The organism is Virgibacillus pantothenticus, from assembly GCF_018075365.1.
GTDB classification, from domain to species: Bacteria; Bacillota; Bacilli; order Bacillales; family Amphibacillaceae; genus Virgibacillus; species Virgibacillus pantothenticus.
The window spans coordinates 3,766,424-3,793,416 of record NZ_CP073011.1; the positions used below are offsets into that span (position 1 = coordinate 3,766,424).

The following is a 26,993-nucleotide window of genomic DNA, read 5'->3' on the forward strand; positions in this document are numbered from 1 at the left end:
TGATGGTTAGTTGAACGAATCGGGGATTTAGGTGCTGTTACCTCCCACTTAGACTTGTTCAGCTTGCATCTTCTAGTGGGAGTCTACAACGCCTTTTTACGGGATAAAGGAGTCATGCCACTAAAACCGGGATATGCCGACGCCTGAGCGGCAAGCCCGTTTTTAGTCGGCCTTCCTATTAGCGACGAACTGATGACGACTTATCACAGGGTGATCTCGTGAAGTCGCATCGTTGCTGGGCTCATGCGCCTGACGTGACTATTCGGTTATTTCATTATCCATAAGCACCTAAGTTTATACTCTCTTATTCTGAAAAAAGCCTGCCTAGAAATAACATTTTCTACACAGGCTACTCTCAAATTCTTCTAATCAAACATTATAAAATATGCACCGTCGGCTTTTTCGAACCAGGTTTTCGATAGATAAGGCTTTCCAGTTTATCACTGGACGTTATTTTTACTTCTATAGCATAGTGATCCGGGAACATTTCCTGGATCAGACCATATGCATACTGGGTAAAACCGACCACTTCCCCTTTTCCATAAAACTCAATCGGAATTTCAATTGACATTTTTTGGAGTTCATCATTTACGTAAAAGCCTTCGCCAATGACTCCGACATAGTTCGGGAAATAACTGGCGATTTCTTTACCAAAATTGGTAACTAGTTCGTGATCTTCGAAGTGTTTTTCTTTTCCTTCCTCTGATGGGAATAATACATATTTTTCTCCTATTGATTCCCATTCACCAACAGAAGAACTATCTGCTGGAATATTTGTTTTGGCCACAAAGTTTCCAGGAACCGGGGAAGCTTCGTCCTCCTCCCGATAAATCGCCATCATCACTGGCACATTTTCCAAACCTTCAATTTCACGCAAATTTTCTAGAATTTTACCGGCGATTTTATTCGCTTGCTTCATCATCTCCGATTGGCTAATATTCCTTTCGTATGTCGGTCCACCTGCCTCCGTTTTGAATTGATACGTTGATTTCATTGCAATCCCAATGGAAACCCCACCTAAGGATACCGTATTTTCCTCATTCTTCACTAGATAGTTTTGCTCTAATATATGGGAAAGATAGCGTGGATTCTTTTCGTGATATTCCTTAGAAGCCTTCTCTTTCTTTTTTGGGTTTAACGCATCAATCCAGTTTATAACTGTTTCTTCGTCGATATATTGTCCCTCTTGAAACAAATATTTGTCGGGATCGTACACTTCTTTCGAATGTCTGCGTAAGCCCTCCTCCATTTCATCGATATCAAGTCGGTTAGCTACTTGACCAACGATGACACCTCTCGCTTTACCAGGCTTAAAAGGAAGGATCATCTTATAGTTTTCAGCAGAAAGCTGATAGCTAGGGACAATTGCCTGTTCTTCTTTTGAATTAGACTCTTTTTTCTGCACAACCTCTTCATCATTCATATTGGGGGCGCAACTCGTGAGTAGTAACAACGCCCCAATAAACCAAATACTTATCTTTTTCACGATTCCACTCCCTCATTTTCCATGGCTTGCTGAAATTGGGATTCATTCCATACGTCAATCCCTAGTTTCTCTGCTTTTTCCAGCTTGGACCCTGCATCTTCACCAGCAATTACTAAATCCGTCTTTTTACTTACACTTCCCGTGACATTCCCACCTAAGCTTTCAATTAACTCCTTTGCTTCGGTACGTGTATAGATATCCATTTTTCCTGTCAGGACAACGGTTTTTCCATTAAACGGACTTGTTTTTGCTGCCTCTGAAGGTTTAGCACCTAAATAGGTCATGTTAACACCAAGGGCTCGTAACTCATCTAAAAGCTCGATGACTTGCTGCTCTTGGAAATATTGCACAATGGAATCGGCCATTTTCTCACCAATCTCATTAATGGCCAGCAAGTCGTCATACGTTGCTTGCTGTAACTTTTCCATCGTTCCAAATTCCATTGCCAACGTCTTAGCTGCTTTTGCGCCAACAAAACGGATACCAAGTCCGAATAATAGACGTTCCAATGAATTAGCTTTCGAAGCTTCAATCGCTTCTAATAAGTTCGTTACAGATTTTTCTCCCATGCGTTCAAGTTCCAAAAGCTCGGCTTTCTCCAAACGATAAATATCAGCAATTGTTTTTACAAGATCAGCTTGGAATAATTGGGCAATCACTTTTTCGCCAAGGCCGTCAATATTCATGGCATTCCTAGATACGAAATGAATAAGCCCTTCTTTTAATTGTGCAGGACAATTTGGATTAATACAACGTAAGGCGACCTCTTCTTCCAGGCGGACAAGTTCACTGCCGCATGCAGGGCAATCTTTTGGCATATGGAATTCTTTTTCCTCACCCGTACGTTCTTCTACCATCGCCCGTACAACTTTCGGAATAATATCTCCTGCTTTTTTAATCACGACCGTATCTCCAATCCGTATATCTTGTTCGCGGATTAAATCTTCATTATGAAGGGAGGCGCGTTGGACAGTCGTCCCAGCCACTTTTACCGGGTTTAAAATGGCTGTTGGTGTGATAACACCAGTTCTTCCAACACTTAACTCAATATCTATTAATTTCGTGATTGCTTCCTCAGCCGGAAATTTATAAGCAATCGCCCAGCGGGGGCTTTTCGCTGTATAGCCTAACTCTTCCTGTTGCCGAAGGTCGTCTACTTTAATGACGATCCCATCGATTTCGTAATGGAGGTGAGGACGTTCTTTTGTCCAATATTCGACATATTCCATGACTTCTTCCACGGAGTGACATTTCCTCCATTCCGGATTTGTCTTTAGACCTAACTCTTTTAAACGCTCTAATCGCTCACTATGCTTCGTTAAATTACTATTGGCCCACTCGCCAACGCCATACAAAAAGATATCCAGATTGCGTTTCGCAGCAATTTTCGGATCAAGCTGGCGTAAAGAACCCGCGGCTGCGTTTCGAGGATTGGCAAAAGGTTCTTCACCGTTAGCTTTTCGTTCTTCGTTTAAAGCTAAAAAGGATTTGTGAGGCATAAACGCTTCTCCGCGTATTTCCAACGTTTCTTTTTCTCTAATCGTTAAAGGGATGCTGCGTATGGTTCGTAAATTACTTGTAATATCCTCACCAGTCGTTCCGTCACCACGTGTTGCTCCACGAACGAATTTGCCATCTTCATATGTTAATGAAACGGCTAGCCCATCTATTTTTAATTCACAAACGAAGCTAATAGGCTCCTCTGTTCCTTGACTCGCTCTCCTGACAAAATCGCGAATATCTTGTTCATTAAAGGCGTTCGCTAAACTAAGCATAGGAACACGGTGCTCCACCTTTTGGAACCCTTCCATTGGCTCCCCACCAACTCGCTGTGTAGGGGAATCTGGGTATTTAAATTCAGGATATGCTTCTTCAAGCTTACGGAGTTCCTGCATCTTTTGGTCATAAATAGCATCTTCCACAGATGGTTTATCGAGCACATGATATTCATAGTTGTATTGATTTAAAGCTTCTGTTAATTGTTTTATTTTTGTCTGTGCTTGTTGTTTATCCATCCAAGCACCTCCCTACTCTTTCGTAATTGGTGCAAATTTTGCCAGCACGCGTTTAATGCCAACAGGTGCAGGGAATGCAATATCTAACTCCATTGCTTCACCTTCGCCATTTACTCTTACAACAGTCCCAACACCCCATTTTTTATGCTTGGCTTTGTCACCAGGGGACCATGTTTCGTTTTCAGCACCTGAAGTTTTCGGCATATGCTGCGCTTTGCGCTTCATTGGTGCCGTCCTGCTTATATTTGACTCTCTGCTTTCACCAAACATAGAAGTGTTAGCAACCTCGATTCCTGCCATCAACTCTTCCGGAATTTCATTAATAAAGCGGCTAATCGGATTCATATTTGTACGTCCAAATAAGGTTCGCATTCGTGCATGCGTAAGGTATAGTTCCTTTTCTGCACGAGTAATACCAACATATGCTAATCTGCGTTCTTCTTCCATTTCTTCTTCATCAAACATCGAACGACTATGTGGGAAAACATTCTCTTCCATACCAATTAAAAAGACAACTGGAAATTCTAAGCCTTTCGCTGCATGCAGCGTCATGAGCGTGATTTTATCTTCTGCCTCCGTTTCAGCTTCATCGACTTGATCGATATCTGCAATTAACGCTAAATCGGTTAAAAAGGCGACGAGCGATTTATCTTCACTGACTGCTTCAAAATCCTTGGTAACGGTCATGAATTCTTCTAAGTTTTCAAGTCTGCTTTGCGCTTCAAGCGATCGTTCATTTTTTAACATCGTCTCGTACCCAGTTCGTTCTAAAACAGCTTCTACCATATCTGTTGCGGTTAAAAACTCCTGTTGCTGAGCAAAAGATTGCATGAGGCTGGAAAATTCAGCCAGAGCATTAGCTGCTTTTTTAGAAACACCAGTAAAGTCGACTTCCTTCACCGCTTGGTTGAATGAAATGTCATGGATAGAAGCATATTCCCGCAACCGTTCGATCGACGTTTTCCCAATCCCTCGTTTTGGGACATTGACCACTCGTTCAAAGCTCAAATCATCATCTGGATTGGCAATTAAACGAAGGTAAGCAATGATGTCCTTTATTTCTTTTCGCTCGTAGAATTTAGTTCCGCCCACCATTTGGTATGGCATGTTTGACTTGACCAACGTATCCTCAATCGCACGTGATTGCGCATTCGTTCGATACAGTATCGCCACATCGCTTGGAGAATATCCCTCTTCTCGGGTTAATTGCTGAATTTTTTCCGTGACAAATAAAGCTTCTTCCTGCTCCGTTGCACCTTGAAAATAATGAATCTGTTTTCCGTCATCGTTTTCTGTCCAAAGCTTCTTTGGTTTTCTACCCGTGTTGTTTGCAATTACATGGTTTGCGGCAGCTAAAATCGATTTCGTTGACCGGTAATTTTGTTCCAATAAAATGGTTCTTGACGCCGGATAGTCTTTTTCAAAAGTAAGGATATTGGCGATATCGGCACCACGCCAACGATAAATCGACTGATCCGAATCTCCAACAACACACAAATTCTGATAGCGGCTTGCTAGCATTTTAACGAGAGAGTACTGTGCGTGGTTGGTATCCTGATACTCATCCACATGAATATATTGAAAGCGGCGCTGATAATATTCCAGTACTTCTGGCACACGTTTAAATAAATGAATTGTTTGCATAATTAAATCATCAAAATCAAGCGACTGATTTTTTACAATCATTTTTTGGTACGCCTCATAAACCTGTCCTACTTGCCGTTCAAAAAAATTGCCAACTTGCTTATTATATTCTTCAGGTGTGATAAGTTCATTTTTGGCCGCACTGATTTGACCAAGCATCGCTCTTGGCTCAAATTTTTTCGGGTCAATATTCAAATTTTTAAGTACCTGTTTAATGACAGACAGCTGATCGCTACTATCTAAAATCGTAAAATTACTGTTATAACCAATTCGGTCTATATCTCTTCGTAAAATTCGTACACACATGGAGTGAAAGGTCGATACCCACATGTATTCACTCTCAGGACCAACCAATCTTCTTACACGTTCTTTCATTTCTCGGGCAGCTTTATTCGTAAACGTAATCGCTAGCACATTGCGTGCTGCAACGTCCTTTTCTGCTAACAAATATGCAATCCGATGTGTTAATACACGTGTTTTCCCACTCCCAGCACCTGCCATTATGAGCAGTGGACCGTCTGTATGGATAACCGCTTCTCGTTGTTGCTGATTTAACCCTTTTAATAGCGTTTCCTTCGTTTGACTCATAATATCACCGCCTAACTGATTACTCTTTAACCGCTCTAACGGTTTGTAAAGCTTGCTTGATGTCTGTATAAATACTATTGCCAACGATGATCACATCTGCATGCTGTTTCATTTCTTTGGCTTGCGCAGCAGTTTCTATTCCTCCACCGTAAAAGAGGGTGGAGTGCTGTAATTGAGCTTTTACCTTCTTCACTAGAGCTGGGTCGCCATATTTCCCACTATATTCCATATAAAAAATAGGTAAGTGGAATACTTTATCTGTCATATATGCGTAAGCCATGACATCCTCTTCATCTGGTAAATAGCTATTCGTATACGTAAATGCTTTTGCTTCTTCGTTTAAAATACAATATCCTTCAAATAACACCTCACTAAGCTCCAGCATATCGATATATTCCTTAATCGCCTGGTGCTGTATATCCATCATCCATTTTTTCTCTTTTGAATTAAGCACCATCGGAATATAATAATAATCAAATCCAGGAGTGATGGCTTCCATCGATGATATTTCCAAAATACAAGGCACAGTATATCGGCGAATGCGAGATAGTAAATCCAATACACCATCCAAGGTAATGTTGTCTGTTCCACCAACGATGATCGCGTCGGTACCCGACTCGCATATTTTTTCTAAATCCTCATCCGTCATTTCTTTTGCCGGATCAAGCTTAAATATGTGTTTCCATTGCTTTAATAATGTATTCACGATTAAAATCCTCCATTGTGTTTATCCGTTAGTTCATTATACCAAAAATCCCGCATACAATTTAGGAAAAAGGGGTGTTTTTATTATGATGGAAATTTTGGAAGGGGTAAAGTGAAACTTCTATTGATTGAAGTTCTTCCACGCTCCCTAATCGTTAGTAGCACGAGTAGACGAATAGACCTTTCAGCATCAGAGCTCTAACTTGCTGTTTAATCTCACAATTTTATCCAACTAGCATAGAGAGCATGGATTATTACCAGTTATCTGCTGTGTAAATTGTGAACTCCGGCGACTTCCTAGTGAACTTCGGCTAATTTCCTGTATATTCCAGCAACCGCCCTGTGAGCTTCGGCGATTTCGCGAAGTCGCATCGTTGCTGGGCTCATGCGCCAGACGTGGCTATTCGGTTATTTCGTTATCTCCAAGCACCTAATTTTATGCTTTATTATCTTATAAAAAACGCCGCCAAAAAGGCGACGAGTTTGATAAAGCTTTTCTATTTATCTTTCATTATTCGATCTAAGACGAGCTGATAACCATCACTACCATAATTAATGCATCTTCTAACCCGTGAAATGGTAGCAGTCGAAGCGTTCGTTTCTTCTTCTATAGCATTATAGGTAGCGCCTTGTGTTAACATTTTTGCTACTTGCAATCGCTGAGATAATGATTGAATCTCAGACATTGTCGCTATATCATCAAAAAAACGATAACATTCTTCTCTATCTTTTAGTGATAAAATTGCGTCAAATAATTCATCCAATTGCTTTCCTCGTAATTTATCAATTTGCACATCACGCCCTCCTCCCCATTACTCACTTGATATCGTTACAATCTCTTGTAATCCAGGTTGTTTCGGAATCACATTAATCCATGTTTTTCCTGGAACAAATGGAACTTCCTTGCCATTTTTTACGGGGATGATTCTTCCAGCTTGTCTTTTCCACTCAACTTCCTGCAAGACACCTTTTTGTAATAAATAAGCCTTACCACCAGAATCTAAGTCGATTGCGCGACGTCCTGATTGATCAATCACTTCATGGTGTGCTTCCATAATTAATACGTTGCTCACTTCAATCGGCTCTTCCGTTTCCATATCGATCGTTTGTTGCTGACCATTACTACGGATATAGCTCCCGCTGTCCTGTCTAAACGTATATTGTACCACTTCACTAGGATTGTTTGAATAACCAACCTTCGCCAATGTCGCAGGAGTACCTGTAACTTCTGATCCGGCTTCTGCAAATGGCAAGGCTTCGTACGCGGCAGTCACATCATATCCTTTTTCCTCTGCTTTATCATACAGAGCATTTAATTGCAGATAAGAATTGTGCGGCGGCTTACGAAAGGATTCACGTTTAAATAAGATACCATCATTATCATAAAGCGAACCATTCAAGTGGTCAATTCCTTTATCCTGAATCATTTGGTCAATAAAGTCAGCTGCTCCATGGTAAACGTAAATCGCGTCATATGCATGTGCCAAATCAAAATAATATTCCCGAGCGCTGCGGACAGGTCCGATTACAGAAGGAAGCTCACTTTGATAAAGAGCTAAAAATCGTGTAATATTACCTTCCGCTAACAGTTCGAAAACGATATCTGCCTGTGATAGGCCCGTTTGTGGTCTTGCTTTAGCATGATTATTAACCATCACTGCAACCATTCGGTTATTTGTCGGTCCATCAGCAGGCAAACCTGTAAATGCATATGTACTATCCTGATCTTTAGACAGTTCGGAATGCTTGTCTTGGTTATTATTTACTTCATCTTTGCATCCTGCCATAAAAACAAGCATCAAGGTGAACAGCACAAATAATACTTTCTTCACTATACCCCTCCTTTAAATTACTCCATACATGGTATGCTCAAAAAGGAAAGTATACAAAAAAACTCTGATCAGCACTGCTTTAAGCTAACGAATTGCAGTGCTAACCGAAGAATTATGATCTATAGACTTTTTGAACATCTTATATTTGAGTAATTTTTACAATACATCTTTTCACAGATTCACTAGAAAATATTTCCTCTTTATTATAAGCTAACACATTGTCGCGGGAAATAATAACTCCTTTTTCTTCACATCCATTAAACCCAGTGGTGTAATACGAATATAAGGTAAATGAGTGGAGGACAGAAAAAATATTGTATAAACAGGATCGGAAAAAGGGTAGCCGAAAGATTGAAGAATCTGCTTTAATTCTTTTTCTTTTCCAATTAGTTCGTCCATCTCTCCGGCAAACATCATGCCACCAAGCGCAAGTGGAATTTCTAATAATACTTTACCTTGATGGACGATAACAATCCCTCCGCCTAATTCCTTTAACCTTTTACCAGCTAGTAAGATATCACTTTTTCTCTTTCCAATAAATATAAAATCCCCGGAAACAGAATAGGAGCTAGCAATGGCACCCAACTGATTCGTAAAACCCCTTAACGTAGTATTCACACGCCATTTTCCGTTTCGGTCAAGCAAAAGTAAAAAAGCATCGGTCGTTTCTGCAGGTAGCTCTTCTACCGTAATATCCACTTCAATAGGATATGGGGTCATAATGACATCGTTTGCCATTTCCAAGCCAATTGGAACGGAAAATTGTAATTCCTTATTACTTAGTTCCCAATCTAAATCCAGCGGCTTAATCTGGTAAGCTTGCCACTGGATATGAGGTTTAATTTTTTGCTGCTCTCCGCCTTTGACGATCCATTTTCCTTTTGCCAAGACACTTTCAGGCTTCGGGATGTGCTTTTCAGGTAAAATATTTATATGTGCAAATCGCCCAGGAGCAATACTGCCAAGCTGTTCTTCCATCCGCAAATGTTTAGCTGCGTAATAACTCCCCATTAAATACGCTTCTTCCACTGGTATTCCTTTTTCTATCGCAATTTCTATACACTGATTGATGAGACCAGCTTCGTAAAAGGAAGGCGTCGCTCCGTCTGTCGTAAATGACACATTTTCAAAAGTCGTCAAGCCAGCTGCCAGTATCTCTTCGATAAGCTTTGGCAAATCAGGGCGTATCGATGAATGCCGCAAGCCAACATGGTAGCCCAGTCGAAGACGTCGCATGACTTCCTCTCCAGAAATTGATTCATGATCTGCATTAACCCCAAGCAGTTTCATTTTTGTCAATGTCCGTTCAGAAGCGCCAGGGAAGTGTCCTTCCACAGGTTTACGCTGATTTTTCGTTTCCTGAATCCAATATAATAAAATATCATCACCCGCTAATAAATCCGGCCACGACGTAAGTTCCCCACCTTGGAGAACCGCAGGATGTTTAATCCATGCTAAAACGTCCTCTGTTTGAAACAAATCAAGTTCTTTTTCTCCCTGCAACTCTGTCTGCGGATCAAAGCGAGCCCACCAATACATTGATACCGGGTGCTTACTAAATTCCTCCAATATAGAAAACGCTTTCTTTTTATCTAACATAAATAACCACAATAAGTTATCATTGATCAATGTTGTTGTACCTGTCTTAGCTGCATGTAAAGCTAGTTGTTCCGGATTATACAATTGAAAAGGGTGGGCATGTGGTTCCACATAACCTGGAACAATATATTTCCCTTTACAGTCTACAATCTCTGCATTGTGCAAGTTAGCTGGCATTTGATTTCCAACATAAACAATTCGATCTTCGTAAATCCAAATAACAGCTTTTAACCATTGTTTGGTATACGTGTTCAGATATGTTGCATTCTTCAGCACGATTGTCGGAGCCACTTCCCCATCAATGACCCGGACATGCTGACGCATCTCTCGATTTCTCCAATAAAATCCGTTTCGTAACATTAGCATCTCTCCAATATATTTCATTTCATCAAACATTTATATTTAGGTATCATTGCGGAAGTGTTGCCATTCATAGAATACCAACCATTTCATGGAATCGGCAAACGCAATACCCGTTAATTTCTTCATAGATCATACTTAAGTTGTTTTACATGCTTTTTTGTGTTTCAGATATATTTGTACGGAATAGATTCTTCCATTTTACAAAATTTTTCATCCGCTTCCTTGTACATTAACATGTAACGTTCAAAGGAACAAGTGAAAAGGAAAAAAATCCCATAAGATAATGGTGTTATTTCATTCTACCATATTTTTGCCCATTATATTGTTTCAATTTTGTAAACGTTCATTATTATTTGTTTTAATAAACTACTACATGTTTGGATTTATTGGAGAGATACAAAAAAATGAGACGTTGTCTTGTTTACCAAGGGAGCCTAATTAGTTAAATCAACCAAATTAGAATAATTATCCAACACCATCCTTAGCCCAAGTACTCCCTCTAAAATATCTCTCCTTCGTTATTGTGAGGTAACCCGCATTCTGAATTCATAACTCGTCAAAAGGCAATCCTCCTATTAACGCTCTCAAGTCGGGCAACGATACAACTTAAAAAGAAAATAGATGCTTGGAACAACAACAAGGCTTTTGTGAAACACCTTGATGATAATATTGCTTTTAAGTTGAACTTTGGGTTTCTAGTACCAGACTCCGTAACTTTAAAGGCTACTTTTTCTCAGCTTATAACGAAATTAATAGAGTGCAAATCCTGGAGAATTAACGGGAAAATGTCCTTTAAGTAATTTAAGATTTTATCATGATTGAGACAGAATGCAGTATCGTGCAATTATGTTTAGACTCTTTTTAAACGGTACAGACCACCTCTTAGCCCTCTACTACAATAAAAATTCATATAAATTTCAGCAGATTTTTTGATACCAAAACATGGAATTGCTTTACAGAAAGCAGCTAACTTAACATCAACAAAGGCACGGGGCGCCCGTTTAGCAACGTAGCGAAGGGCACGAATCAACGAAAGATAAAGGAATCATGCCCATGCAACAGGGGGATGCCGACGTCTAGGTGGCAAGCCCGTTTTAGTCGGCCTTCCTCTTAGAGGCGAACCGATGAGGCCTTATCGCCTGGGATTTCGTGAAGTCGCATCCGTTGCTGGGCTCATGCGCAAGACCCGGCTAATCGATTATTTCGTTATCTCCAAGCACCTAATTTTATGCTTTCTTATCTTTTAAAATAAACGAGATTTCATCTTAGGATGTTGAGCATTTAAGTTATCCTTACTGCTCTTCCCTAGCCATACCGGACCAATCAAGACAACAATTGCTAAAAGGATAAAAGGAAAAACATAATTCCCTGTCATGTCAACGATGAAACCAAAAGCAGCTGGAGAAAAAACAATGAAAAGTTGATTTAGTGTTAGACCAAAACTTACTGTAAGAGATATTAATTCTGGGCGGGCCCGTTCAGAAAGTAAAACAATGAATAAACTAAACCACCCCATACCAAGAAAACCAAATAGGAAAGTAACCACAGCAAAAAGGAAATTTGTTGTATTTTCAGGTAATAAGACCAATAAAACCATAACTATGCTGGTTAAAAGTATCGTTATTTGCAACGGTGTTTCTCGATTTCCTTGATACAATGAATCACTTATCCAGGATATAGCAACCCTACCAATTAAACCTCCAACTAAGGCTATACTTAAAAACATTCCTGCCACATTTAGTTCTTTATCAAGTTCATTATTAAAATAACTCATTAAGTGAGCGACTATAATTAATTGAACAGATATCATGCTGCAGCCTATATAAAATATTGGATATAAGGATTTATTTTTTCTTACTGCATTTATCTTTTCCATTAATTTGATTTGTTGCTCTTTTTGATGATTGAAAGAAAATGGAATGTCTTTATAAATAAATAAGAATAATATTCCTCCTGTTATAACCACTATACTTTGAGTGATAATGGCTCCATTTAAATTAAATGTAAAGTACATAAATGGTAATATAATGGAAGCCAACGCTCCCCCTAAGGGAATGCCCATTTGTCTAATTCCCATGGCAAGCCCTCTTCTTCTTTTTGGAAACCATTTCACAATTATGCTACTTCCTCCTGGTTGAGCTGTTCCATACCAAACACCAACTAATAACAGAATAAATAATAAGAAATAAAAATCATTGGCAAATATAGCTAATGACATACTGAGACCAAGTAAGATCGCCCCAACACCTATGCTCCATTTTTCTCCATACCGATCCATTAAATCCCCAAAAATAATCATTGAAAAAATAGGTCCAATATTCACTGCGGATACAATCAAACCTGTTTCAAATTGAGAAAGATCTAGTGATTGTTGATAAAAAGTTGCAAGTGGACCAACTCCATAGGTCACAAATGTAGCACAAGTCTGTGCTAATGTGGCGATAACAAGAACTATCCATTTATAACTTTTGCTACTATTCATTCCATCCCCCCGTTTGTCAGTACACGACTCCGTTCTTCGCTTCCCCAACAGAACACGTCGTTCAAAAACGTCCTTTACAGCGAAAAGGCACATGTCGAACGTCATGACATGCTTCACAAACATAGAGTTTAAATCCATTTTTGGATCTCCACAGTTTCAAAATTTTTCCACCTCTTAATAAATTGGACGGATTCGTTCTCTATATTTCTTTTTAAATGCTTCCCAATGTTGACGCTCATCAAAAAAGATTCGTTTTATAATTTTTTTATACACTAAAATACTACAGTTGCAATCACTGTGGTAGAGCCAAATTTTATACCTTCTTAATTCTTTTTAGAAAAACTTGGCTTGTCGCCAAGTCTTATGGCGGAAGCCTTTGTTTTTCTTATACTATAAACCAAAAAAATCTTATACTTTCCTATAGTGGAACAAAGGCGCGGGGCGCCCGTTTAGCAACGTAGCGATTGAAACGAATCAACTAAAGATAAAGGAATCATGCCACTGCAACAGGGGTATGCCGACGTCTGGGCGGCAAGCCCGTTTTTAGTCGGCCTTCCTCGTTAGAGGCGAACCGATGAGGTCTTATCGTAGGGCGCATTTCTAAAGTAGTTGCTGGGCGATGGAGCCGGACGTGGCTATTCGGTTATTTCGTTATCCCCAAGTACCTAATTTTATAGTTGACTATACAATAAAAAAACCGTAACACTTTATTAGTGATACGACCACAGTATATTGAACGATATATTTCATAGAAATATCGGTCTTAAAAAACGGTGATCGGTTTTAGGCAATATCCGATGATTCGATAAATTTGGAGATACTAATATTCTTTGGCCCCACCTCATGAGATACTCATCTTTATCAATGGATGAAGTAAAAGCATGGCTAGATTGTAATGTAAATCTATTATCAATAATAACCATTCTTCCGGGAGATACATCTAGAACCAAGGAAATACTTAATTTAATTTGCAATGAATATACAAATAAAGAGATTGCATTATAACTAAATTATTCTATTGGAACTATTATATATCTAATATTTTTGAAAAGTTATCTGTAAGTACAAGAGTCGGGCAGTTCGAGAAACAAAAGCTAAAGAAATTATTTAGCAGAACCCAAGAATTTTTCCTCTTTATCGTATGTAGACTCCAGGAACAACAGCAGCTAAAGATCCCTTAGGAAAACGAAAAATTTGACAGAACGATGATAGGAATTTTTTTAATACAACCAAAAGCAGGGACATAATTGTTTTATCAAATGAAAATCGAACAACTAGTTATTACAGTCGCCTAATTCGCTCGGAAATATACTTTGCTTTCCACAGGCGGTTGGTGTTGTCGCTCTGTGAAGTTTCAGATGCCTTTTCATCCGCTGGAGTCAACGTATATTTCCGAAGTTTTAGAAAACCTTTGTTCAGCTTTAGAATTGCATTTTTACTTATTCCCAACCTCTTTATTATGTACTATTTGCTTATGTTTCAGTTCCTGACTCGCAATATCGGTACGATAAAAGAAATCCTTCCGATTCTCGAATACATGGAGTGGTTCATAAGCAGCGAAGGCAGCTTCATCCAACGTTGCTGCAATTGCTGCTGACACCAAAACACGGCCTCCAGTTGTAACTATGCGTTCGCCGACCTCTTTTGTTCCTGCATGAACGATCATTGCTTTTGTATCAGGTAGAACAGGCAGTTCTAGGCCTTTTTCATATTCACCTGGATAGCCACTAGCAGCTATGACTACGCCTACACAAGCTTTTTGCTCCCACTCAAGCTGAGGATCCACTCCGTCTATAACATCTAAAACGACTTGCACAAGATCATTCTTTAACAACGGCAAAACAACTTGTGTTTCTGGGTCACCAAAACGCGTGTTAAATTCAATTACTTTTGGACCGTTTTCCGTTTTCATGAGTCCCGCATAAAGAATCCCAGTAAACGGCCTTCCTTCTTCCATAAGTCCATTCACCGTTTTTTGTAAAATATGCTCACAAGCGTAGTCCAGATCTTCTTGTGTTACATCTGGAACTGGTGCAAACGCCCCCATCCCGCCAGTATTTGGTCCTTGGTCATTGTCAAATGCTCGTTTATGATCACGAGCAGGTACCATTGGATATACTTGATCGTTGTGAATAAAGGCCATTAACGTGAACTCTTTTCCCTGTAAAAATTCTTCCATTACAATCGTCGCTCCTGCTTCTGCAAATGCTTTTTCGACGAGCATTTCTTCCACGGCTGCAAAGGCTTCTTGCTTCGTTGTAGCTACGATAACACCTTTTCCAGCAGCAAGTCCATCTGCTTTAATGACGATAGGTACACCTTGTGATTCTATATAAGCTTTCGCTTCCTCTACATCTGTAAATGTTCGATAAGCGGCAGTAGGTATGTCGTACTTGTCCATAAACTGTTTAGCAAATTGCTTACTACCCTCCAACAGAGCCGCTTCTTTAGTAGGAGCAAAGATACGTAAGCCTGCTGCTAGAAAAGCATTAGCAATGCCTGCATTTAATGGATTTTCCGGACCGACAATGGTTAAGTCAATCGCCTTTGCTTTGGCAAAGGCAATTAGCCCTTGTGTGTTCATTTCATCAATCGGGACACAAGTTGCCTGCTCTCTCATCCCGCCATTTCCTGGTGCAGCATAAAGATTAGCTACCAGATTACTTTCTGTTAATTTCATTATGATACTATGTTCTCTGCCACCGCGACCAACGACTAAAATATTCATGAAACGTCCCCTCTCGAATTAATGTTTGAAATGACGTACACCTGTATAAACCATCGCTATCCCGTATTGATTACAGACATCAATCGAATCTTGGTCGCGCTTTGAACCTCCTGGCTGAATAATGGCTGTAATGCCTGCCTTAGCAGCTGCTTCCACCGTATCCGGCATGGGGAAAAACGCATCGGATGCCATAACGGCCCCTTGTGCGTGCTCCGCAGCTTGCTCAATAGCAATGTTTGCAGCGCCAACCCGATTCATTTGCCCTGCACCAATACCTACAGTACGATTTCCCTTTGCCAGTACAATCGCGTTCGACTTTACATGTTTTACCGCCTTCCAAGCGAACAGTAATTGCTGATACTCTTCTTCGGATGGTTCCCGTTCCGTAACAACAGTAACATCTGAAGCAGTTACTTTTTCCTGATCTTTCGTTTGAATTAACATCCCGCCAGAAACAGAAGTATATTTGTTTTCGATTACTTTATCAGCTTGCACATCTAGTTTAATAAGGCGAATGTTCTTCTTTTCCGTTAATAACTGAAGTGCTTCTGCAGTAAACCCTGGTGCAATGACCATTTCTAAAAAGATCTTACTTAATAGTACCGCTGTTTCTTTATCCACTGCTTGATTGCAAGCAACGATTCCACCAAATATCGAAACAGGGTCTGCCTCATATGCATGCGCAAATGCTTTAGAGATGGAACTTGCTGTACCAATGCCACATGGGTTCATATGCTTGACAGCAACGGCAGTTGGCTCGTTATATTCTGCCAAAATATCTAAGGCTGCATTAGCGTCTTGAATATTATTGTAAGAAAGTTCTTTACCGTGTAATTGTTCGCCCGCAGCAAGACCAGCTTGCTTTGTAATTGGCTGTTTGTAAAAAGCCGCTGCCTGATGCGGATTTTCCCCATAACGAAGCGTCTGTACTTTTTCATATGTAATCGTGTAGTGATCTGGAAATGCTTCCCCAATTTCTTTCGTAAAATATGCTGCAATAAGCGCATCATACGCTGCTGTATGTTGAAATACCTTTGCAGCGAATTGTTTCCGCTTTTCCATCGTTACTGCTCCATGTTGAATCTCTTGTAATACACACTCATAATCTGCCGGGTCCACAATAACGGTTACCGCCTGATAGTTTTTGGCAGCAGCTCGCAGCATAGAAGGACCACCAATGTCAATATTTTCAATAATTTCTTCGTGGGAAGCAGCTTCTTTTGTCACGGTTTCCTTAAATGGATAAAGATTGACAACTACGAGATCAATTGGCGTAATATCATTGACTTGAAGTTGCTGCAGATGTTCGCTGTTGTCTCGTTTTGCGAGTAATCCGCCATGAATCATGGGATGCAATGTTTTAACTCGACCACCCAAAATTTCCGGAAAAGTAGTAATATCTTCAACGGCGAGCGCAGGAATACCTGCTTCCTGTAATGTGTGTAGCGTTCCACCGGTTGAAATAATCTCATAGCCTGCTTCGACTAGTTTTTCAGCAAACGAAGTAATTCCTTGCTTGTCATATACACTAATTAATGCACGTTTTTTCATAAATCTCCCTCATTTTGTATTAATTGTTTAATCACACTTGGATATAGCTGGTGCTCTACTTTTTGAATTCGTTTCGTTAATAAATCGATCGTGTCGGATGGGTAAATATCTACTACCTGTTGGGCGATGATTGGTCCCGTATCAATTCCTTCATCAATAAAGTGAACAGTTACTCCTGTTTTTTCTGCCCTTGTGTTAAAAGCCTGTTTAATCGCGTCTTTCCCTGGGAAAGCAGGTAATAAAGAAGGGTGAATATTAACAATCTTCCCTTGATATGCATGTAGCAAGCACGGACCAATAATGCGCATATATCCCGCAAGGAAAATCCACGATATACCAGCTTGTTGTAATACGGTCAGTATTTCTTTTTCATATGCTTCTTTCGTTGCATAACGTTTTGGTTCAAACGTATATACAGGAATCCGGTTTTGCTTTGCCTTTTCAATCACTGCTGCACCAGGTCTGTCGCATACTAATAAGACGATCTCGCATGCCAGATCCCGCTCTTCAAGCATCGCTTGAAAATTACTGCCTGTTCCTGAAGCAAACACAGCTGCTTTTACTCGACTCATAAACGTATGTGCACTCCTTCTTGTTCAACCACTGAACCGATAATGGAAACATCTTCCCCTTCTGTTGTTAATCGTTCCATTATTTGGGACACATGCTGCTTACAAACGACGATAGCCATCCCAATGCCCATATTAAATACACCGAACATTTCCTGCATTGGAATATTTCCTTGTTGCTGTAAAAACGGAAAGATTTCTGGCACTTCCCATGTTTGTGTATTGATTTCTACACCTAATTCCTCAGGTAACATACGAGGCAGATTTTCATAAAAACCTCCACCTGTAATATGAGCAGCCCCTTTTATATATCCCGTTTCTATGAGGATTTGCATCGGTTTGGCATAGATTCGCGTAGGAGTAAGGAGCGTTTCACCTAGTGTTTGGCTTAGACCGTATGATTGATTAAAGGAGAGCTCAGCAGTTATTTTTCGAACGAGTGAGTAACCATTGGAATGAATTCCACTTGACGATAAACCAATCACCACATCTCCTGCTCGAATACTTTCTCCAGTAATAAGCTCCTTCTTCTCGGCAATTCCCACAGTAAAACCAGCTAAATCATATTCTCCAGCCTGATACATCCCAGGCATTTCTGCTGTTTCACCACCGACTAAAGCCACATCTGCCTGGATGCATCCTTCGACAACTCCTGCAACAATTTGTTCGATTTGAGTAGGATCGTTTTTGCCACAAGCAATATAATCTAGGAAAAAGAGTGGCTTTGCACCTTGTGCAACAATATCATTAACGCACATAGCTACTAAATCAATCCCAACTGTATGATGTCGGTTCATGGTAAACGCAAGCTTTAGCTTCGTTCCTACTCCATCTGTACCCGAAACTAATACAGGTTCCTTATAAGAGAACCCCGAGAGATCAAACAGACCTGCAAATGCACCAATCCCTCCAAGCACTTCCTTTTTATTCGTCCGCTGAATATGCTTTTTCATCCGTTCCACAGCCTCGTAGCCTTTTTCTACATCTACGCCAGCTTGTTTATATAAGTCAGCTGCCATTGTCACTTCTCCTTTTCCTATAGTAAACAGCTCATAAAGTGAAACTTTATTCAGGAGGAGTTATCCTCCATCTTCTACTGAATGGTTCGTACTACAAAAGACCCGTGAACAAATTGGGCTTTTTATGCTGTTATCTCTCATCGATTTGTTTGTTTTTACCTCCAAATCTTGAAGCGGTAATCCTACAGCACCTCGCATGCGGGATAAAAGGGCTTTTTGGGACCGTCAACTGGCAAAGGGTACTTACCAGTCATACAAGCTGTACAGATGCCTTGATGGATCGTCTTATCTATTAAAATGGCTTTTTCCATTCCTGCCTCTGACAAATACGCAAGACTATCTGCCCCAATAAGGTTGCTTATTTCTTCTAGTTCATAATTGGCTGCGATTAACTCTTCTCTTGTCGACATATCAATCCCATAATAGCAAGGATGCTGAATAGCCGGCGAAGCGATTCGGACATGCACCTCTTTTGCACCCGCCTTTTTAAGCATCTGCACAATCCGCTTACTCGTTGTCCCCCGAACAATCGAATCATCAATCATGACAATGCGCTTTCCTTCAATGATGCTTCGTACGGGTGACAGCTTCATTTTTACCCCTTGCTCCCGCAATTCTTGTGAAGGTTGGATGAATGTTCTCCCAACATAGCGATTCTTAATAATCCCCATTTCATACGGAAGCCCGCTCTCTTCTGCATAGCCAATGGCTGCAGATGTACTGGAATCAGGGACGCCAACGACAATATCAGCGTTAGAAGGAGCCTCTTTTGCAAGCTCCTTCCCCATGTTTTTCCGCGACGCATGAACATTAACATGATTGACATCGCTATCGGGGCGTGATAGATAGACATACTCCATGGCACACATTTTCCGCTGTTCCCGCATCGCAAATCTTGTCGATATAAGACCACCATGATCAATCATAATGAGTTCCCCAGGTAATACCTCTCGCTCAAACACTGCACCAATTTGTCCAAAGGCACAAGTCTCAGAGGCAACGACATATGCATCTCCAAGCCTGCCAATTGATAAAGGTCTGATACCATGCGGGTCGAGGGCAACAAACATCTGATTTTCCGTTAAAATTAAATACGCATAAGCACCTGTCACTTGGTTTAGAGCTTCTGTGATGGTTTCTTCTGATACTTCATTCCCATTACGCTTTATTAAATGTGCCAATACTTCTGTGTCAGATGATGTTTGTAAAATACTTCCTTCTTCTTCTAAGTCTGATCGTAATGCATACGCATTAACTAAATTACCATTGTGTGCGAGTGCCATACTCCCTTTTTGTGAATGAAACAATAATGGTTGTACATTTTCTAACGTCTTTGCGCCTTGTGTCGAGTAACGCACATGCCCGATAGCTACATCACCCTGCAATGTGGAAAAGTTCGCATGCTTAAAAACGTCATTCACTAATCCTAAGCCTTTATGAGCTTTTAATTGACTGCCATCACTAACGACGATACCAGCCCCCTCTTGACCACGATGCTGCATGGAATGCAATCCATAATACGTAAGTTCAGCCGCTTTTTCATGACCCCATATACCAAATACACCACACTCTTCATTTATGCCTTTGTCTTCAGCATGCATGGAATGGCTCCTTTCCATTGTTCTTGTAATGAAGGCACAGATTCAGAAACCAGTTTCTCTCCATTGATAGAAATATGAAGCATTTCATTATTTGTAACTTTTCCAATCTCTATAGCATCTTCCACCACATTCTTAAAGCTTTCTTTCTGATCTTCACGAACGGTTACGATAAAACGAGACTGCGTTTCGCTAAACAATATAGTCGTTGGATCTCCATTTAGTTGTACAGCTGCTCCAAGCTTTTGATCGGCAAATAAACTCTCCGCTAAGGCAACCGCTAAACCACCTTCTGCAATATCATGTGCTGATGTAACAATTCCTTGTTGAATAGCAGCTAATAGTTGATCCTGCCGCCTTTTCTCTACTTGTAAATCAATCTGCGGGGCTTTTCCTTCATATTTTCCATGAAGCAATAGCTGTAACTCGCTGCCTCCAAAAGCACAATCCGTTTCTCCAATCACATAAATCGTATCACCAGCATGCTGGAAGAAACTTGGCGTAATATGCTCTAGTGATTCATGTAAACCAACCATCCCAACAACCGGCGTTGGAAATACTGCTTTTCCTCCTGATTGGTTGTATAGCGATACGTTTCCGCTAACCACTGGTGTGGCTAATACGTCACAAGCTGCTGCCATTCCTTCAACACTTTTTTCCATCTGCCAGAATACTTCTGGATTGGTTGGATTTCCGAAATTCAGCCCATCTGTCAAACCTAATGGCTTCGCACCTGAACAAACGATGTTTCGTGCTGCTTCTGCGACGGCAATTTTCCCACCTGTCTCCGGATCTAAGTAAATATAACGGGAATTACAGTCCGTTGTCATAGCTAATGCCTTATCTGTCCCTTTAATACGCACTACCGCTGCATCAGATCCTGGGGTAACGACAGTATTGGTTTGTACCATGGAATCATATTGATCATAGACCCATTCTTTAGAAGCAATCGTTGGCTGCTGCAATAATTGCTTCAATATATGTGCATGATCGCCAACAGCTGGGACGGTGTCTTCCATTTGTTGAAAAGCTTGAAAATAGGTTGCCTCTTTTGCAGGCAAATGATAGACCGGAGCTTCTTCCGCTAAAGCATCTACCGGAATATCAGCCATCAACTTGTCATGCTGAAAAATTCGAAATGCCTTTTCTTCAATGACTTTTCCAACTGCTACAGCTTGCAAGCCGTGCTTTTGGAATACTTCGATAATTTCTTGTTCACGCCCTTTTTTAACTACGAGTAACATCCGTTCTTGAGATTCAGACAGCATTAATTCATATGCCGACATGTTTTGTTCTCGTTGCGGAACAAAGTCTAAATTCATTTCCAGCCCTGTGCCGGCTTTACTTGCCATTTCGCTGGCAGAGGAAGTTAATCCAGCTGCTCCCATATCTTGCATGCCAATGACTGCATCTGACTGAATGACCTCTAAGCATGCTTCAATTAACAGCTTTTCCATAAATGGGTCACCAACTTGCACCGCTGGACGATCTTTTAGCGAGTCCTCTGCTAAATCATCCGAAGCAAAGGTGGCCCCGTGAATGCCGTCACGCCCTGTTGGAGCTCCTGCATAAATAACCGTATTACCTACCCCAGCCGCAACTCCTTTTTGGATGTCGTCATGATCGATGAGACCGACACACATCGCATTCACTAATGGATTTTCCTGATAACAATCATCGAATTGCACTTCCCCTCCTACCGTTGGAACGCCGACGCAGTTTCCATAACCAGCTATCCCATCAACCACACCTGTAAATAAATATTTCGTCCGTTCATACGTCAGTGGACCAAAGCGCAATGAATTTAGCAGTGCAATGGGGCGTGCCCCCATGGAAAAAACATCACGAATAATTCCGCCAACCCCTGTAGCAGCACCTTGGTATGGCTCAACAGCAGAAGGATGATTATGGCTTTCTACTTTAAAAACAACTGCCTGCTGATCGCCAATATCAATAATACCTGCCCCTTCTCCCGGACCTTGCAGTACATGTGGCGCTTTGGTTGGGAATTTTTTCAATAGTGGCTTGGAAGATTTATAGCTGCAATGCTCCGACCACATCACCGAAAAGATCCCTGTTTCCGTATAATTCGGTCTGCGCTGTAAAATCGTTTTCACCATTTGATATTCTTCATCACTTAACCCCATATCGCGATAAAGCGCATTATTTTCAATTTCTTCCGGACTTATTTCATGCGTTTGCAACATAAATTTCCCTCCAATTATGAATCAATGACTGAAATAATCGTAAGCCGTCCACACTACCTAGCAATTGTTCTACAGCTCGTTCAGGATGCGGCATCATTCCGAGTACATTTCCCTGTTTATTCACAATCCCGGCAATGTTTGCTACCGATCCATTCGGATTATTCTGATAGGTGAAAACAATTTGTTCATTTGCCGTTAATTCTCGCAACGTAACTTCATCACAGTAATAGTTCCCCTCACCATGGGCAACTGGCAATTGAATTCTTTCACCCTTGGTATACGTAGTTGTAAATATCGTTTGATTGTTCTCAACGATAAGAGTCTCTTGATGGCACATAAAGGATAGATTTTTATTACGCAATAATGCACCAGGCAACAATCCTGATTCAGTTAGAATTTGAAATCCATTACATACACCTAGTACAGGCTTTCCTTGTGCTGCATGTTGCTTCACTTGCTGCATCACATTCGAAGTAGCTGCAATCGCCCCTGTGCGTAAATAATCGCCATATGAAAATCCACCTGGCAATAGAATGGCATCATAGTTTTCCAGATTCGCATGTTCATACCATAATAGATCAGCATCTGCTTTTAATATGTTTTTCACCGCTTCATACATATCTTTATCACAGTTAGAACCTGGAAAGGTAACCACGGCAAATTTCACTAGCAAACAGCCTCCTCTATCGTAAATTGATAGTTTTCAATCACAGGATTAGCTAATAGTTTATCGCACATTTCCGTTATGCGAGTTTCTAATTCTGGACCTTCCTCAACTTGTAATTCAATCATTTTTCCAACTCGCGCATCTTCTACCTCTGTATAGCCTAAAGCATGCAAAGAATGTTGAATTGCTTTCCCTTGTGGATCAAGCACACCTGCTTTGAGCGTAATATGCACCATTACTTTTTTCATTTCTGCTCCTCCAGTCGATTTAAAATTTCTTGGTAAACAGTCAACAAATCACCAGTCCCGTGACGAAAGACATCTTTGTCGAGTTTTTCAAATGTTTCGACATCCCAAAGTCTGCAAGTATCCGGCGAAATTTCATCAGCAAGCACAATCGATCCACATGCTAATCGGCCGAACTCTAGTTTAAAATCAACTAATAGAATACGTATAGCTTGAAAAATGGTCTGTAAATGTCTGTTAATCTCTAACGCCTTCGTTTTGATTTCCTTTAAATCCGTTCGTGTAACATTTGTTAAAAATAATGCATGTTCATCATTAATGAATGGATCTCCAAGGGCATCATCTTTGTAAAACAGCTCTACTATCGGTGATTCAAAGCACATTCTTTCTTCAATTCCGAGGCGTTTGGTAATGCTGCCAGCGGCAACATTACGAACGACGACCTCTAAGGGAATAATTTCTGTTTGTTGAACAAGCTGTTCTGTTTCGTTTAAACGCTCAATAAAGTGTGTCTCTACTCCTTTGCCCTGCAGAATGGAAAAAATATGTGAAGCTATTTCGTTATTTAAGCGCCCTTTACCTGGGAAAACCGATTTCTTTTCCCCGTTAAAGGCGGTAGCATCATTTTTATAGGAAAGAACAAGCTTCCCTGCTTCCCCGTTTGCTTTAAACACTTGCTTCGCCTTTCCTTCATAAAGTAAGGCACCCTTCATTTCATTCACCTCATATTAATCCGATTTTTTCAAAAATCTGATCGACATTTTTTAAGTGGTACGTATAATCAAAGCAATCCTCAATTTCTGCATTAGATAAATGGGCTGTAATCACTTCATCTTCTTCGACAAGCTGTTTAAAATGGGTTCCTGTTTCCCATGCTTGCATCGCTTTTGGCTGTACCGTGTCGTACGCTGCCTCACGACTCATCCCTTTGTCGATTAAAGCGAGCAGCACACGTTGTGAGAAAATAACTCCATGTGTTTTATCAATGTTTCGCTTCATATTTTCTGGGAAGACCGTTAAATTCTTTACAATGTTACTAAAGCGGTTCAGCATATAATCAAGTGCGATGGTCGCATCTGGCAAAATTATTCTTTCCGCCGAGGAATGGGATATGTCCCGTTCATGCCATAGTGCGACATTTTCATAAGCTGTTGTTACGTAACCACGCAGCACTCTTGCCATACCAGTCATATTTTCTGAACCGATTGGATTCCGTTTATGCGGCATAGCAGAAGAACCTTTTTGTCCTTTAGCGAAACGCTCTTCTACTTCTCGCGTTTCCGTTTTTTGCAGTCCGCGAATTTCGGTTGCAAATTTTTCAATCGACGTTGCGATTAAAGCTAATGTAGCAATATAAGCTGCATGACGATCACGCTGAAGGGTTTGTGTAGATACAGGTGCTGGTGTTAATCCTAATTTATCGCACACGTATTGCTCCACATAAGGATCAATATTTGCATACGTACCAACAGCACCAGATAGCTTTCCAAACTCAATGGATGTTGCGGCTGCTTCAAATCGTTCCAGATTCCGTTTCATTTCCTCGTACCAAAGTGCCAGCTTTAATCCAAAGGTAGTCGGCTCTGCATGGACTCCATGCGTTCTTCCCATCATTACGGTATGTTTATGCTCCATTGCCTTTTCTTTCAAAATCTTAATAAACCGATGTAAATCTTGACGAATAATGTTGTTTGCTTGTTTGATTAAATAGGAAAGTGCGGTATCTACAACATCTGTAGAAGTTAACCCATAATGTACCCATTTCTTTTCTTCACCTAGCGTTTCCGAAACCGCCCTTGTAAAAGCAACGACATCATGACGCGTTTCTTGCTCAATTTCATAAATACGATCGATATGAAATGAGGCGTTGGCACGCAATTTTTGTACATCTTCTTTGGGAATGACACCCAATTCGCTCCAAGCTTCACAAGCTAAAATTTCAACTTCAAGCCATGCTTTAAATTTATTTTCTTCCGTCCAAATAGCTCCCATTTCTTCTCTTGTATAACGTCCAATCATTATTTTGCCTCCCAAAATGTCTTCATTTGTTGTTGCACGTTCTCTATTGTATCGCCAATAAAGGTAATATGCCCCATTTTTCTATTTGGTTTCGCTGATTTTTTTCCATATAAATGAACAAAGCCTGCATATGCTTTCGGTAAAAGCTGAACAACTTCTTCCAACTCTGCACCTAAAACATTGACCATTATCGCTGACTGTAGAAGACTAACCTCAAGCAACGGTAACTGACAAATCGCTCGGATATGCTGCATAAATTGGGAAACCGTACATGCTTCGATCGTATAGTGTCCAGAATTATGTGGGCGTGGTGCCATTTCATTCATATAAATTGCCTCTCCTTGTATAAATAGCTCCACAGCAAATGTACCGACAATATTCATATGATGCGCCAGCTTTTCTACTGCTTTCATCGCACGCCTCTCTACCACTTTCGGAATCGCAGCAGGTACCGATGTCTGATATAAAATATGATTCCGATGCTCATTTTCCGCAATGGGAAAAAAGGTAATCTCACCAATCTGAGAACGTGTAAAAATGACGGATACCTCTTTATCAAAAGATAGCCACTGCTCTATAATACAATGGCAGTGTTCTTCTGCAAACGCACAAGCCGCGGCAATCTGCGACGCATCCTCTATTTTTAGCTGACCTTTGCCATCATATCCCCCCCTGCACGTCTTTATTACAGCAGGAAGCGGGAAATTGTGGAATACCTGTTCACATTCTTCTGCACTTCGAACAATCGCAAAGGGCGCTACGGGTAAACCGAGCTCTTGCATGACTGTTTTCTCTTTTTCGCGATTTTGTGTTACTTCTAATGCGTAAGCACCTTGTGGGAGCTTGCCTTGCTGTTCTAAAAAAGCCGCTGCTGGTAAATTTACATTTTCAAACTCGTACGTAATCACATCTGATACTTCAGCTAATTTTTTTACAGCTTCCATATCGTCGTATGCAGCAACGATCGAATGGTCCGCAACTTGCGCTGTCGGGCAATCGGCAGTTGGGTCAAGAACTGCAATCCGGTAACCCATATATTTAGCTGCGATCGCCATCATCCGACCAAGCTGTCCGCCGCCAATAATTCCAATCGTTTTAGGAGGTAAGATACCATTATTTCTTTGCAAGTGCGTCCCTCATTTCTGCAACGTCTGCCTTTATCTTATTTCGATAATCGTCCAGCTGCCTTGCTACTTTTTCATCAAATGTACCTACAATTTGCCCTGCCAGAATCGCAGCGTTCTTTGCACCTGCTTTGCCAATGGCAACGGTAGCAGTTGGTACACCAGCAGGCATTTGTACGATCGATAATAGCGAATCCAGTCCTTGTAACGTCTTGCTCTCCACGGGTACACCGATTACTGGAAGATTGGTTTGTGATGCTACCATCCCTGGCAAATGAGCTGCCCCACCAGCACCAGCAATAATCACTTTGATTCCACGCTCTCTTGCAGACTTCGCATATGTAAACATATCGTCTGGCGTACGGTGTGCTGACATAATTTCTTTTTCATATGGCAGTTGCAACTGCTCCAATACATCGCAAGTATGCTTCATCGTATCCCAATCAGAAATACTGCCCATGATTACCCCAATCATTGTTTTGACCACCTTATTATTTTTATTTTAATAGCATGTGAAAATAAGTTGCGAATGACTACAGATACGCTTGCTTC

21 protein-coding genes and 1 pseudogene are annotated in these 26,993 nt (G+C 40.7%); 1 reads left to right on the top strand and 21 read right to left on the bottom strand.

The window, feature by feature from the left end:
* Window positions 1–376: 376 nt before the first annotated feature.
* The 9 genes and pseudogenes from KBP50_RS17465 to KBP50_RS22800 all read right to left on the bottom strand — a co-directional run.
* Entirely contained in the window at window positions 377–1,486 is a 1,110-nt protein-coding gene (locus KBP50_RS17465; RefSeq protein WP_050351694.1) for a CamS family sex pheromone protein, read from the bottom strand.
* Window positions 1,483–3,501 (bottom strand): NAD-dependent DNA ligase LigA, encoded by a 2,019-nt coding sequence (gene ligA, locus KBP50_RS17470; protein ID WP_050351695.1) that lies wholly within the window; start codon window positions 3,499–3,501, stop codon window positions 1,483–1,485. Before ligA ends, KBP50_RS17465 begins: the two co-directional genes overlap by 4 nt.
* Before the next feature lie 12 nt (window positions 3,502–3,513).
* Window positions 3,514–5,733, bottom strand: a complete 2,220-nt coding sequence (gene pcrA, locus KBP50_RS17475; RefSeq protein ID WP_050351696.1) for a DNA helicase PcrA — start codon at window positions 5,731–5,733, stop codon at window positions 3,514–3,516.
* A 19-nt stretch (window positions 5,734–5,752) separates the two neighbouring features.
* Complete coding sequence (gene pcrB / locus KBP50_RS17480) at window positions 5,753–6,439, bottom strand: heptaprenylglyceryl phosphate synthase (RefSeq protein ID WP_072741160.1); 687 nt, start codon at window positions 6,437–6,439, stop codon at window positions 5,753–5,755.
* 496 nt (window positions 6,440–6,935) lie between these two features.
* Entirely contained in the window at window positions 6,936–7,232 is a 297-nt protein-coding gene (locus KBP50_RS17485) for a YerC/YecD family TrpR-related protein (RefSeq protein ID WP_050351697.1), read from the bottom strand.
* A gap of 18 nt (window positions 7,233–7,250) precedes the next feature.
* The gene (locus KBP50_RS17490; protein ID WP_050351698.1) at window positions 7,251–8,270 is read right to left on the bottom strand and encodes a DUF3048 domain-containing protein; all 1,020 of its coding nucleotides are present in this window, start codon (window positions 8,268–8,270) and stop codon (window positions 7,251–7,253) included.
* A 210-nt stretch (window positions 8,271–8,480) separates the two neighbouring features.
* A complete protein-coding gene (locus tag KBP50_RS17495) occupies window positions 8,481–10,265 on the bottom strand; it encodes an adenine deaminase C-terminal domain-containing protein (RefSeq protein ID WP_232231333.1) in 1,785 nt (594 codons plus the stop codon).
* 1,210 nt (window positions 10,266–11,475) lie between these two features.
* Entirely contained in the window at window positions 11,476–12,714 is a 1,239-nt protein-coding gene (locus KBP50_RS17500) for an MFS transporter (protein ID WP_050353457.1), read from the bottom strand.
* 64 nt (window positions 12,715–12,778) lie between these two features.
* Window positions 12,779–12,987: pseudogene (locus KBP50_RS22800) on the bottom strand (transposase zinc-binding domain-containing protein); the annotation flags it as partial.
* A 570-nt stretch (window positions 12,988–13,557) separates the two neighbouring features.
* On the opposite strand from KBP50_RS22800, the gene KBP50_RS17505 reads away from it, so the two are divergent.
* The gene (locus KBP50_RS17505; protein WP_156875283.1) at window positions 13,558–13,719 is read left to right on the top strand and encodes a hypothetical protein; all 162 of its coding nucleotides are present in this window, start codon (window positions 13,558–13,560) and stop codon (window positions 13,717–13,719) included.
* Between the two features lie 430 nt (window positions 13,720–14,149).
* Here KBP50_RS17505 and purD read toward each other — a convergent pair whose 3' ends face one another.
* From purD to purE, 12 genes are all read right to left on the bottom strand, one after another.
* Window positions 14,150–15,442: a phosphoribosylamine--glycine ligase gene (gene purD, locus KBP50_RS17510; RefSeq protein WP_050351700.1), complete on the bottom strand. Its 1,293-nt coding sequence runs from the start codon at window positions 15,440–15,442 to the stop codon at window positions 14,150–14,152.
* 18 nt (window positions 15,443–15,460) lie between these two features.
* Window positions 15,461–16,993: a bifunctional phosphoribosylaminoimidazolecarboxamide formyltransferase/IMP cyclohydrolase gene (purH, locus tag KBP50_RS17515; RefSeq protein ID WP_050351701.1), complete on the bottom strand. Its 1,533-nt coding sequence runs from the start codon at window positions 16,991–16,993 to the stop codon at window positions 15,461–15,463.
* Window positions 16,990–17,565 carry a phosphoribosylglycinamide formyltransferase gene (purN, locus tag KBP50_RS17520; RefSeq protein WP_050351702.1) on the bottom strand — a complete coding sequence of 192 codons (576 nt, stop codon included), beginning with the start codon at window positions 17,563–17,565 and terminating at the stop codon, window positions 16,990–16,992. The genes purH and purN overlap by 4 nt, the downstream gene beginning before the upstream one ends.
* Complete coding sequence (gene purM / locus KBP50_RS17525; protein ID WP_050351703.1) at window positions 17,562–18,581, bottom strand: phosphoribosylformylglycinamidine cyclo-ligase; 1,020 nt, start codon at window positions 18,579–18,581, stop codon at window positions 17,562–17,564. Before purM ends, purN begins: the two co-directional genes overlap by 4 nt.
* Before the next feature lie 182 nt (window positions 18,582–18,763).
* The gene (gene purF / locus KBP50_RS17530) at window positions 18,764–20,182 is read right to left on the bottom strand and encodes an amidophosphoribosyltransferase (RefSeq protein WP_050351704.1); all 1,419 of its coding nucleotides are present in this window, start codon (window positions 20,180–20,182) and stop codon (window positions 18,764–18,766) included.
* Window positions 20,158–22,386, bottom strand: coding sequence for a phosphoribosylformylglycinamidine synthase subunit PurL (purL, locus tag KBP50_RS17535; RefSeq protein ID WP_050351705.1), 2,229 nt, complete (start codon window positions 22,384–22,386; stop codon window positions 20,158–20,160). The genes purF and purL overlap by 25 nt, the downstream gene beginning before the upstream one ends.
* The gene (gene purQ, locus KBP50_RS17540) at window positions 22,370–23,053 is read right to left on the bottom strand and encodes a phosphoribosylformylglycinamidine synthase subunit PurQ (protein ID WP_050351706.1); all 684 of its coding nucleotides are present in this window, start codon (window positions 23,051–23,053) and stop codon (window positions 22,370–22,372) included. Before purQ ends, purL begins: the two co-directional genes overlap by 17 nt.
* On the bottom strand, window positions 23,053–23,301 hold the full coding sequence (purS, locus tag KBP50_RS17545; protein ID WP_050351707.1) for a phosphoribosylformylglycinamidine synthase subunit PurS: 249 nt from the start codon (window positions 23,299–23,301) through the stop codon (window positions 23,053–23,055). Before purS ends, purQ begins: the two co-directional genes overlap by 1 nt.
* On the bottom strand, window positions 23,298–24,011 hold the full coding sequence (purC, locus tag KBP50_RS17550; protein WP_050351708.1) for a phosphoribosylaminoimidazolesuccinocarboxamide synthase: 714 nt from the start codon (window positions 24,009–24,011) through the stop codon (window positions 23,298–23,300). The genes purS and purC overlap by 4 nt, the downstream gene beginning before the upstream one ends.
* Before the next feature lie 10 nt (window positions 24,012–24,021).
* A complete protein-coding gene (gene purB / locus KBP50_RS17555; protein WP_050351709.1) occupies window positions 24,022–25,317 on the bottom strand; it encodes an adenylosuccinate lyase in 1,296 nt (431 codons plus the stop codon).
* Window positions 25,317–26,444, bottom strand: coding sequence for a 5-(carboxyamino)imidazole ribonucleotide synthase (gene purK / locus KBP50_RS17560; protein ID WP_050351710.1), 1,128 nt, complete (start codon window positions 26,442–26,444; stop codon window positions 25,317–25,319). Before purK ends, purB begins: the two co-directional genes overlap by 1 nt.
* Window positions 26,431–26,916: a 5-(carboxyamino)imidazole ribonucleotide mutase gene (purE, locus tag KBP50_RS17565; RefSeq protein ID WP_050351711.1), complete on the bottom strand. Its 486-nt coding sequence runs from the start codon at window positions 26,914–26,916 to the stop codon at window positions 26,431–26,433. Before purE ends, purK begins: the two co-directional genes overlap by 14 nt.
* Between the last annotated feature and the right edge of the window lie 77 nt (window positions 26,917–26,993).

Bases quoted from the DNA above. Each gene is read 5' to 3' on its own strand.
- ligA (WP_050351695.1), bottom strand. From the start codon at position 3,501: ATGGATAAACAACAAGCACAGACAAAAATAAAACAATTAACAGAAGCT.
- pcrA (WP_050351696.1), bottom strand. From the start codon at position 5,733: ATGAGTCAAACGAAGGAAACGCTATTAAAAGGGTTAAATCAGCAACAA.
- KBP50_RS17495 (WP_232231333.1), bottom strand. From the start codon at position 10,265: ATGTTTGATGAAATGAAATATATTGGAGAGATGCTAATGTTACGAAAC.
- KBP50_RS17500 (WP_050353457.1), bottom strand. From the start codon at position 12,714: ATGAATAGTAGCAAAAGTTATAAATGGATAGTTCTTGTTATCGCCACA.
- KBP50_RS17505 (WP_156875283.1), top strand. From the start codon at position 13,558: ATGAGATACTCATCTTTATCAATGGATGAAGTAAAAGCATGGCTAGAT.
- purD (WP_050351700.1), bottom strand. From the start codon at position 15,442: ATGAATATTTTAGTCGTTGGTCGCGGTGGCAGAGAACATAGTATCATA.
- purH (WP_050351701.1), bottom strand. From the start codon at position 16,993: ATGAAAAAACGTGCATTAATTAGTGTATATGACAAGCAAGGAATTACT.
- purN (WP_050351702.1), bottom strand. From the start codon at position 17,565: ATGAGTCGAGTAAAAGCAGCTGTGTTTGCTTCAGGAACAGGCAGTAAT.
- purM (WP_050351703.1), bottom strand. From the start codon at position 18,581: ATGGCAGCTGACTTATATAAACAAGCTGGCGTAGATGTAGAAAAAGGC.
- purF (WP_050351704.1), bottom strand. From the start codon at position 20,182: ATGCATGCTGAAGACAAAGGCATAAATGAAGAGTGTGGTGTATTTGGT.
- purL (WP_050351705.1), bottom strand. From the start codon at position 22,386: ATGTTGCAAACGCATGAAATAAGTCCGGAAGAAATTGAAAATAATGCG.
- purS (WP_050351707.1), bottom strand. From the start codon at position 23,301: ATGAAAAAAGTAATGGTGCATATTACGCTCAAAGCAGGTGTGCTTGAT.
- purC (WP_050351708.1), bottom strand. From the start codon at position 24,011: ATGAAGGGTGCCTTACTTTATGAAGGAAAGGCGAAGCAAGTGTTTAAA.
- purB (WP_050351709.1), bottom strand. From the start codon at position 25,317: ATGATTGGACGTTATACAAGAGAAGAAATGGGAGCTATTTGGACGGAA.
- purE (WP_050351711.1), bottom strand. From the start codon at position 26,916: ATGATTGGGGTAATCATGGGCAGTATTTCTGATTGGGATACGATGAAG.